The sequence below is a fragment of the Acidovorax sp. genome (assembly GCF_016783915.1).
Taxonomy (GTDB): domain Bacteria; phylum Pseudomonadota; class Gammaproteobacteria; order Burkholderiales; family Burkholderiaceae_C; genus Acidovorax.
On the sequence record NZ_JADHVT010000044.1, the window covers coordinates 22044 to 30946 of the forward strand.

Genomic DNA, 8903 nt, shown 5'->3' on the forward strand with positions numbered 1-8903 from the left:
AGCGCCAAGGCGCTGCCGACGCAAGTCCAGTAGGCGAGTCGCCAGGGTTTCTACAATGCCTGCATGTTTGTTCATTTGCGCCTGCACACCGAGTTCTCCGTCGTTGACGGTACCAATCGCATCGACGAGGTGGCCAAAGCGGCCGCCAAGGACGGCCAGCCCGCTCTGGCCATCACCGATCTCAATAACCTCTTTGGGGCGATCAAGTTCTACAAGGAAACGCGGGGTAAAGGAGTCAAGCCCATCTTGGGTGCAGAAATCTTTCTTGAAGGCGAGGCGGGAGGCGCCCCATCGCGCCTTATTCTCCTGGTGCAGAGTCGCCAGGGGTATCTGAATCTGTCGGAGCTGCTGGCCCGGGCCTGGACGCGCAATATCGTCAAGAACCTAGCGCTGAGCACCTGGACGTGGCTGGAAGAGCTGTCAGAGGGATTGATTGCCCTGTCTGGCGCGCAGGCGGGCCCTGTAGGGCAAGCGCTGATGAAGGGGGATGAGTCAGGTGCCGCCGACATTGCGTTGCGCTTGGCGGGTATTTTTCCGCACCGGTTTTACATCGAGCTGCAACGGGCCGGCCGAAACGACGATGAAGCCCATGTGGTGGCAGCCGCTCAGCTCGCTGCCCGGTTGAACCTGCCGGTGGTGGCGACCCACCCCGTTCAGTTTGCCGAGCCTGATGACTACGAGGCGCATGAGGCGCGCATCTGCATCGCCGAGGGAGAAATCCTGGCCAACCCGCGCCGGATACGCAAGTTCACTCGCGATCAGTATTTCAAGTCTTCGGCAGAGATGGAGGCCTTGTTTGCCGACCTGCCATCGGCTATCGCCAACACAGTCGAGATTGCGCAGCGCTGCAATCTGACCCTGGTGCTGGGCAAGCCACAGCTGCCAGATTTCCCGACGCCCAACGGCATGCCCATCGACGAGTATTTCCGGTATGCATCGTTCGAGGGGCTGGAGGATCGCCTGAAGCACCTGTTCCCTAACGAGGCCGAGCGGGAGAAGCAGCGCCCGCGTTATGTCGAGCGTCTGGAGTTCGAGCTTGGCACCATCCTCAAGATGGGGTTCCCGGGCTACTTTCTGATCGTGGGTGATTTCATCCAGTGGGCGAAGCAGAACGGCTGCCCGGTGGGGCCGGGCCGTGGCTCTGGCGCTGGTTCGTTGGTTGCGTATGCACTGAAGATTACTGACCTGGACCCGCTGCAATACAACCTGCTGTTCGAGCGATTCCTGAACCCCGAGCGCGTGTCGATGCCCGACTTCGACATCGATTTTTGCCAGTCGAATCGCGACCGGGTGATTGACTACGTCAAGGACAAGTACGGCAAGAATGCCGTGAGCCAGATCGCCACCTTCGGCACGATGGCCGCCAAGGCGGCAATCCGCGACGTGGGCCGGGTCATGGACATGAGCTACACATTTTGTGATGGCATCTCCAAGCTCGTGCCCGGCAAGCCCGGCATGTCCTACACCCTGGCTTATCCGCCCGAGGTGAAAAAGGAAGGCGACAAGAACAACTATGCGCTGGAGCTGGAGCCCATGCTCTACGAGCGCGTGCGCAAGGAAGAAGACGTCAAGACCGTCATCGAGATGGCGCAAAAGCTCGAAGGCATGACGCGCAACATCGGCATGCATGCCGGGGGCGTGCTCATCGCACCCGGCAAGCTCACCGATTTTTGTCCGCTTTACCAGCAGCCGGGCAGCGAGTCTGCGGTGAGCCAGTACGACAAGGACGATGTGGAAGCCATCGGCCTAGTGAAGTTTGACTTCTTGGGCCTGGCCACGCTCACCATTTTGGAGATTGCGCGCGAGTTCATCATGAAGCGCCACAAGGGCCAGGAGAGCTTTGCGTTCGAGAATATCCCCCTCGATGATGGGCCCACTTACCGACTGTTCTCCGAGGGCAAGACCGAAGCAGTGTTCCAGTTTGAAAGCCGCGGCATGCAGGGCATGTTGAAAGAGGCACGCCCCAGCCGGCTGGAAGACCTCATTGCCCTGAATGCGTTGTACCGACCGGGCCCTATGGACCTGATTCCCAGCTTTGTGAACCGCAAGCATGGCAAGGAAGAGGTCATCTACCCCCACCCGCTGGTGGAGCCGGTGCTGGCCGAGACCTACGGCATCATGGTGTACCAGGAGCAGGTGATGCAGACCGCCCAGGTGCTGGGCGGCTACAGCCTGGGCGGCGCCGACATGCTGCGGCGTGCCATGGGTAAAAAGAAGGCCGAGGAAATGGCCGAGCACCGTGCCATCTTTCGCAAGGGCGCGGCCGAGAAGGGCATCAGTCAGGAGAAGGCCGACGAGGTGTTCGACTTGATGGAGAAGTTTGCGGGCTATGGCTTCAACAAGTCACACGCCGCTGCTTACTCCCTGCTGGCGTACCACACCGGCTGGCTCAAGGTGCACTACACGGCCGAGTTCTTCTGCGCCAACATGACGGTGGAAATGGATGACACCGACAAGCTCAAGGTGTTGTTCGAAGACGCACAAAAGATGGGCCTGTCGTTCGAGCCACCGGATGTGAACCGGGGTTTCTATCGGTTTGAGCCAGTCACCGACAAAGTCATCCGTTATGGCCTGGGGGCTGTGAAAGGCACGGGCCAGCAAGCGATCGAAGCCATCGTTGCCGCCCGTGAAGGGCGAGGTGAAGGACCTCAGGGCTCGACCAAGGGGCCCTTCAAGAGCCTTTTTGATTTCTGTGTGCGCGTGGACAAGGCCCGCATGAACAAGCGTACGGTCGAGGCTCTGATCAAGGCAGGGGCCTTTGATTCGATCCATCTCAACCGGGCGGCTCTGGTGGCATCCATTGATCGGGCCTTTGACTTTGCAGCCGCGACACTCGCCAACGTGAACCAGGGCGGTTTGTTCGACATGATGGGTGATGATGCCCATGGCTCCAGCACCCAGGAGCCCGATCTGGTCGACGCAACGCCATGGGGCATCAAGGAGCGGCTCACACTGGAAAAGACCGCCGTCGGGTTCTACCTGTCCGGCCATCTGTTTGACGAAGTAGCCACGGAGGTGCGCCGCTTTGTACGCACCCAGATCGATGAGCTGCTCGACAGCCGCGAGCCCCAGGTGCTGGCCGGCATCATCAGCGACTTTCGGGTCATTAACGGGCAACGCGGCAGGCTGGGGCTCTTCAAGCTGGACGACAAGTCCGCCGTGATTGAGGCTTCTGCCGATGAGGCGTTGCTCAACACATACCGCAATCAGCTCAAGGAAGATGAGTTTGTAGTGATGATGGGGCGGTTGCAGCTAGACCACTTCAGCGGTGGCCTGCGCGTCAAGGTGCAGCAGGTATGGGACTTGGCGGGCGCGCGTTGTCGGTTTGGCAAATACCTGCATGTGACCGTGAGCGAAAAAGTGCCGGACGTGCCGCGCCTGGTACGCGAGTTTCCGCCCGTGCGCGAAGAGGTCGCCGAGGGAGAGTTGGTGCACGGACTGCGCGTGCGCATGGGCGTGCGCTGCGAGTCGGACGACGCTGCTGCAGTGGCAGAGTTGCAGTTGGGTGAGAACGCACGCTTCTACCCTAGTGATGCAGCCCTGGCGGCATGGACAGCCCAAGTGGGGGCAGGAGCCGCCAATGTGGTGTACGAGTGATTGAGTTACCTGCGGAAGTTTCTGGAACCCCCGGGTTGAAAAATACCTGGTCAACAACCAGCTTCTCCTGCAGTGGCACCCTGTTCGGGTCGCTAGAATGATTTTCATGGCAACAAAACCACCTTCACCCCCCACCGCGCCGCCGGTGACCCGGCCTGCGCGGGATGATGGCGGTTCGGTCGTGCTCGAGAGGCGCACCCAAAAGACCCTGCCGCCGCAGATGTACCAGGTGGTCATGCTCAACGATGACTACACGCCCATGGAGTTCGTCATCGTGGTTCTGCAGGAGTTTTTCAGCAAAGACCGCGAAACAGCCACCCAGATCATGTTGAAGATCCACCTTGATGGCAAAGGCGTTTGCGGCGTTTATTCGCGCGATGTTGCAGCCACCAAGGTAGAGCAAGTGCTTGACGCCGCCCTCAAGGCGGGCCACCCACTGCAATGTGTCAGTGAGCCTGTTGAATAACAGGTCTTTTGTCCCGATCTAAAGTTATCCCTTCCACGCAAGCACAAAGGAGTTCACATGATTGCCCAGGAACTGGAAGTCAGCTTGCACATGGCCTTTGTTGAGGCCCGTCAGCAGCGCCACGAGTTCATCACCGTGGAGCATCTGTTGCTTGCATTGCTCGATAATCCCAGCGCAGCGGAAGTGCTGCGCGCATGTTCGGCTAACATCGATGATCTGCGTTCATCGCTGTCGAACTTCATCAAGGACAACACCCCCCAAGTCGCTGGTACCGATGAGGTGGATACGCAACCCACGCTCGGATTTCAGCGCGTTATCCAGCGCGCCATCATGCACGTGCAGTCCACGGGCAACGGCAAAAAAGAGGTGACGGGCGCCAACGTGCTCGTAGCCATCTTCGGCGAGAAGGATTCGCACGCCGTGTACTACCTGCACCAGCAAGGAGTCACGCGTCTGGATGTGGTGAATTTCATTGCCCACGGCATCAAGAAGGGCGAGCCGCCCGAGCCCGCCAAGGCCGAAAACCAGGCTGAAGGCGAGGAGACCGGAGGTGGTGAACGCAGCGAGAAGGCCTCGCCGCTGGAGCAGTTCACCCAGAATCTGAACCAGGCGGCCAAAGACGGCAAGATAGATCCGCTGATTGGGCGCCACTACGAGGTCGAGCGCACGATCCAAATCTTGTGCCGCCGCCGCAAGAACAACCCTCTGCTGGTGGGCGAGGCCGGTGTGGGCAAGACGGCGATTGCCGAGGGCCTGGCCTGGCGCATCACACAGAACGATGTGCCGGAGATCCTGGCCGAGGCCACGGTGTACTCCCTGGACATGGGCGCGCTGCTGGCGGGTACCAAGTACCGGGGTGACTTTGAACAACGCCTCAAGGGCGTGCTCAAGTCGCTCAAGGACAAGCCCAATGCGATCTTGTTCATCGACGAGATCCATACCCTGATCGGTGCGGGCGCCGCCTCGGGCGGTACGCTGGATGCGTCTAACCTGCTCAAGCCAGCGCTTTCCAGCGGGCAGCTCAAGTGCATTGGCGCGACGACCTTCACGGAATACCGGGGCATTTTCGAAAAAGACGCAGCGCTGTCGCGCCGCTTCCAAAAGGTGGACGTGGTGGAGCCCAGCGTGGCTGAGACTATCGACATCCTGAAGGGGCTGAAGTCTCGCTTTGAAGAGCATCACAGCGTGAAGTACGCTGCAGCTGCCCTACAGGCTGCGGCAGAACTGAGCGCCAAGTACATCAATGACCGCCATCTGCCCGACAAGGCCATCGACGTGATTGACGAGGCAGGTGCAGCGCAGCGCATCATGGTGCCGAGCAAGCGCAAGAAGACCATCGGCAAGGCCGAGATCGAAGAAATCGTGGCCAAGATCGCCCGCATTCCGCCAGCGAACGTGTCGAACGACGACCGCGGCAAGCTGCAGACTCTGGAGCGCGATCTCAAGAGTGTGGTGTTTGGCCAAGACAAGGCCCTGGAAGTGCTCGCCAGCGCGGTCAAGATGGCGCGTTCGGGCTTGGGCAAGGGTGACAAGCCAATCGGTTCGTTCCTGTTCAGCGGCCCCACCGGCGTCGGCAAAACCGAAGCGGCCAAGCAGCTTGCCTACATCATGGGCATCGAGCTGATACGTTTCGACATGTCCGAGTACATGGAGCGCCACGCCGTCAGCCGCCTGATCGGCGCGCCTCCAGGTTACGTCGGTTTCGACCAGGGTGGTCTGCTGACGGAAGCCATCACGAAGAAGCCGCATGCGGTGCTCCTGCTCGATGAGATCGAGAAGGCGCACCCGGACATCTTCAACGTGTTGCTGCAGGTCATGGACCATGGCACGCTGACGGATAACAACGGCCGCAAGGCTGACTTCCGCAATGTGCTCATCATCATGACCACGAACGCGGGCGCCGAGACCATGAACAAGGCGACCATTGGCTTCACCAACCCGCGCCAGGCGGGCGACGAAATGGGCGACATCAAGCGCCTGTTCACGCCCGAGTTCCGCAATCGGCTGGATGCCATCGTCAACTTCAAGGCGCTCGACGAGCAGATCATCCTGCGCGTGGTGGACAAGTTCCTGCTGCAGCTGGAGACGCAGCTGGCCGAGAAGAAGGTGGAGGTCACCTTCACCGACGCCCTGCGCAAGCACTTGGCCAAGAAAGGCTTTGACCCACTGATGGGGGCTCGCCCTATGCAGCGCCTTATCCAGGACACCATTCGCCGCGCCTTGGCCGACGAACTGCTGTTTGGCCGCCTGACAGAAGGCGGGCGCCTGACGGTGGATATCGAGATGAAGAAGGACGACAAAGGTGTGGAAACGTCAGAGGTGCTTTTGGACATCCAGCCCTTGCCCAAGAAGGAGCGTTCAGCGAAGTCCGAGCCTGCAGAGCCAGAAGAGGCGACCGCCGACTGACCCCAGTTTCCCCTCAGTTCAGCAAAAAGCCCACGGTTCATGCCGTGGGCTTTTTTATTTTGCAGCGGTCGCAGGGGGCTTGCGCATCGCTGGTGTTCTGTGGAGGGGGCCTAACGTGTAGGCGTGCGGGCGGCAGGTGCGCCAGCACGCCCCGCCTTGACCGGTTGCGTGGCCTGCGCTAGCAAGGGAGCACATTGCGCGTCGTCGTCAGCGCCTGGTACCGTTACAGGCAGCAATGCCAAGGCTGCAGGCGCGGCCACCGCGGCGGCGATGGCTGCACCTGCGCGCAACAGCAGGGGGCCGGGTTCTATGCCCACATCGGGTTTGCCTAGCGTGCCGCGCACGTAAAGCGGAGTGCGCAGGGACAAGAACTTCCACTCCAGCGAGGCAGGCTTCACGCTCAGGTTCAGACGCTCCTCTCCCATGTCGATGGTACCCGTGACATCCACTACCGCCTCGTTGGTGCTCAGCTTGGCGGTACGGACAGTGGCAAGGCCTTCACGCACCGTCAGATCTGCCACCGCGCAACGCAGTTGCACTTCTTTGTTGTTGCCAAACAGTTTGCCCACCACGATGCTGCCAACGTTGAGCGCAGCGCGGTCCAGCAGTTCGCGGCTCAAAGTGCCGTCGCGCACATACAAGCGCGCCTCGCCGCTGCTGGTGCCCAGCCACTGCGCCACTGAATTCCCCTGACCATTCAGCGCCATGGCGCCATCGAGCCGCCCCAGGCTTTTGTGAGTCAGTTCCACCTCGGGGAACAGCGCAGCGAGCCGCAGGTTTTGCACGCGGGTGTCCATGTGTACCGTCAGCGGTCGGTTGCGGCTGTCCAGCACCAGTTTCGATTCGATCTGGCCTTTGGCTACGCCAAAGTGCAAGGGTTCCAGTCGCAGTACGGCACCGTCCAATACTGCATGCACGCTAAGGTCCTCCAGCGGCAGGCTGTTGGGCCGGATCACACGCTGCCCCGTGAACTTCAGATCCATATCCATCGTGCTCCAGCGTTCGGTGGCAAACGCAGCGTTGGGCAGTACCTTGCCCTTGCTGCTAGGCTGGGCACTTGCTGTGGTAGCTGTACCGAGCACTGGACCCAGGTCTACAAGGCGCAACTGATTGGATGTGATGGCACCCGAAAGTTTGCCGCGTGGCGCACCCGACACGAAGCGCAAATTGCCATGGAGATCGCTCTGGCCTACCGTACCTGTGAAGTCACGGTAGTCCCACACTGCACGGCTTGGTTGCAAGCTGCCCTGCAATCGACCCTGGGTTTGAAACGGGGGCGTGTTGGGCAGGACAAGACCCGTGAGCGCATATAGATCCGCCATGCTGGCCCCCTTGAGCATGACCTGAAAATCCATGCCAGACAGCGCGCCCGGGTTGGCCAGAATGCCTTCAACCGCTGTTTCTAAATTGCCTGCCTTGGCGGTGAATTGCAGGGGGTAGTTCACCTCCTTGTCGCGCAGCGTGAGAACAGAGCCGGCCTTGCCCTGACCTTCTATGCGCGCCTTGCCCAGCGTGCCCGTGAGGTCGAAGCGCATTCCATAGACAGGGGCGCCAGCAGCGCTGACGGTGTCGGAGGCAGGCGATGGTGGGTCCTGTGGGCTCGGGTCTTGCGGATTCTTGTTTATGGTGTCGATGTGGGCGGTAAGGTCCAGGTCCTGGGCTGCGTCGGCGTAGGCCAACTGTCCCTTGCGAACCACCAACTTACCAACGTCGACCGCCCAGCGGGGCGTGGTGTTGTCGGGGGCTCGCTGGGGCGCCAGTGTCCAGTTGTTGTTACCGTTGTGCAGCTGGACCAAAGCGATATCGAGGCCTGCGAGTTCGAGGGTATCGATGGCCACCCCCCTCGCCCACAGGGGCCAGAGTTTGATTGATGCGCGCGCCATCTCGGCTCTTACGGTGTGGCGTGGCTCGGCGGCCTTTCCAGGGCGGACAAACCCCGGCGGGTCTTGCATGACCAATTGCGTGGCTTGCACCGTAACTCCAGGTATCCACCGATGCCACCCCTCATCGAGCGGCTGAGGCCAGTGCCAAGAGGCCGACAGGTCACCCTCCACCGCAAACAGCCGTCCGGTCGCCTCACTGATGGTTTGGTTGAGCCAGGGTTTGGCACGGTTCCAGTTCCAATGACTGATCACTACGGCGCCGATCAGCAGCAAGCCCACAACGCCACCCGCTACGCCCAGTGCCACGCGCGCCCCCGCGCAGAGAAACCAAGGTCGTGGCTTGGTCACTGATGTTGTTGGTGCTGGAGTGGTGGTGGAATCAGTCTGAGGTTCTGTCATAGATAGACCATGCTAGTCCGCCGTGCGTGTTTTTTGGCCGTTCTGCCCTGCGTGATAGCCTATTGGCGTGCTTGTCCTACAGTAGTGCAGTGACTAAGGCAGATGCGTCGCAGGTGGTGCGTCCAATTGGCTCCATGGTTCGCGGTACTGGC

4 protein-coding genes are annotated in these 8903 nt (G+C 60.6%); 3 read left to right on the top strand and 1 reads right to left on the bottom strand.

Annotation, left to right across the window (positions count from 1 at the left end):
- Positions 1-63: 63 nt before the first annotated feature.
- From dnaE to clpA, 3 genes are all read left to right on the top strand, one after another.
- On the top strand, positions 64-3597 hold the full coding sequence (dnaE, locus tag ISS20_RS10815) for a DNA polymerase III subunit alpha (protein WP_291436466.1): 3534 nt from the start codon (positions 64-66) through the stop codon (positions 3595-3597).
- Positions 3598-3694: 97 nt separating this feature from the next.
- Positions 3695-4063 carry an ATP-dependent Clp protease adapter ClpS gene (clpS, locus tag ISS20_RS10820; RefSeq protein ID WP_291436468.1) on the top strand — a complete coding sequence of 123 codons (369 nt, stop codon included), beginning with the start codon at positions 3695-3697 and terminating at the stop codon, positions 4061-4063.
- A gap of 57 nt (positions 4064-4120) precedes the next feature.
- On the top strand, positions 4121-6469 hold the full coding sequence (clpA, locus tag ISS20_RS10825; RefSeq protein ID WP_291436470.1) for an ATP-dependent Clp protease ATP-binding subunit ClpA: 2349 nt from the start codon (positions 4121-4123) through the stop codon (positions 6467-6469).
- Between the two features lie 110 nt (positions 6470-6579).
- On the opposite strand, the gene ISS20_RS10830 is transcribed toward clpA, so the two are convergent.
- On the bottom strand, positions 6580-8700 hold the full coding sequence (locus tag ISS20_RS10830) for an AsmA family protein (RefSeq protein ID WP_366828022.1): 2121 nt from the start codon (positions 8698-8700) through the stop codon (positions 6580-6582).
- Between the last annotated feature and the right edge of the window lie 203 nt (positions 8701-8903).